This is a genomic window from Celeribacter marinus (genome assembly GCF_965656515.1).
Lineage (GTDB): Bacteria > Pseudomonadota > Alphaproteobacteria > Rhodobacterales > Rhodobacteraceae > Celeribacter > Celeribacter marinus_D.
In genome coordinates this window covers 1-1,164 of sequence record NZ_CBFHKW010000123.1, presented here as the reverse complement: position 1 = coordinate 1,164, position 1,164 = coordinate 1, and the positions used below count along the sequence as shown (strand labels likewise).

Sequence of the window (1,164 nt, the reverse complement as noted above, 5' to 3'; positions counted from 1 at the left end):
CGCCTGATCCTCAAGGCCTTTGACCTGATGCGACAGGGCCGATTGCGTGATGTTGAGCCGATCGGCCGCACGCGCCAATCCCCCCGCCTCATGGATCGCCTTTATGGTCCGCAGATGTCGAAATTCGAGATGCATCGAGTTGAGCGCCATTCATGTTAAACTTGAAAATTATGAATTTGTCTCACATGGACGCCTGTGACACAAGGGCCACCGACATAGACAAGGACAGCCCCCATGACCGCCGCACCAAATATCTCGTTCGAGTTCTTTCCTCCTAAGAACATCGAAGCATGCTTTAGCCTTTTTGAGACCGTGCAGGCGCTTGAGGGCATGAACCCCGGATTTGTGTCTGTGACCTACGGCGCGGGCGGCACGACCCGCGAATTGACCCATGACGCGGTGGCGCTTTTGCACCGCAAGTACGGATGGAACGTGGCCGCGCACCTGACCTGTGTGAACGCGACACGCGCCGAAACCCTTGCGATTGCCGAGAGTTACAAGGCGGTGGGTGTCAATGAAATCGTGGCCCTGCGCGGCGATCCGCCAAAAGATGCGGGCAAATTCACGCCAGCCAAAGACGGCTTTGCCAATTCGGTCGAACTGATCGCGGCCCTCAAAGAGACGGGCAATTTCAAAATCCGCGTTGGCGCCTACCCAGATCCGCACCCCGATGCCAGCGACGAGAACGCAGACATCACTTGGCTCAAGAAGAAATTCGAAGCGGGCGCAGATTCGGCCATTACCCAGTTTTTCTTTGCCCCCGAAACGTTCTTTCGCTTTCGCGACCGTTGTGCAGATGCGGGGATCACGGGCAAAATCATTCCTGGCATATTGCCCATCACAAGCTGGAAGGGCGTGCAAAAATTCGCGGCCTCCTGCGGCACCCCCCTGCCCGCGCATTACGCCGAGGCGTTCGAGACCACCGATGACGCGCGCGAACTGTCCATCGAACTATGCACCCAATTGTGCCAAAGCCTCATCAACGAGGGCGTCGAGGACCTGCACTTTTACACCCTCAACCGTCCACACCTCTCCAAAGCGATCTGCGCCAACTTGGGCGTCGCGGGGGCGTAGGGGTCACGCATCCAAGGACGGGTGGCGCAGTTCCGATGGGTCGGTGCCGATGGTCCGTTTGCGGCGCATGAGGAAGAATTTTCCCCATCC

General features: G+C 58.0%; 2 protein-coding genes. One reads left to right on the top strand and one right to left on the bottom strand.

Going from position 1 to position 1,164, the window contains the following annotated elements:
• Window positions 1–135 (bottom strand): LysR family transcriptional regulator (locus ACTG34_RS13790; RefSeq protein WP_439105438.1); only part of this gene is annotated, 135 nt, incomplete at its 3' end.
• A gap of 99 nt (window positions 136–234) precedes the next feature.
• Between ACTG34_RS13790 and metF the strand changes: the two genes are divergently transcribed.
• On the top strand, window positions 235–1,074 hold the full coding sequence (gene metF, locus ACTG34_RS13785; RefSeq protein WP_439105437.1) for a methylenetetrahydrofolate reductase [NAD(P)H]: 840 nt from the start codon (window positions 235–237) through the stop codon (window positions 1,072–1,074).
• The last annotated feature ends 90 nt before the right edge of the window (window positions 1,075–1,164 follow it).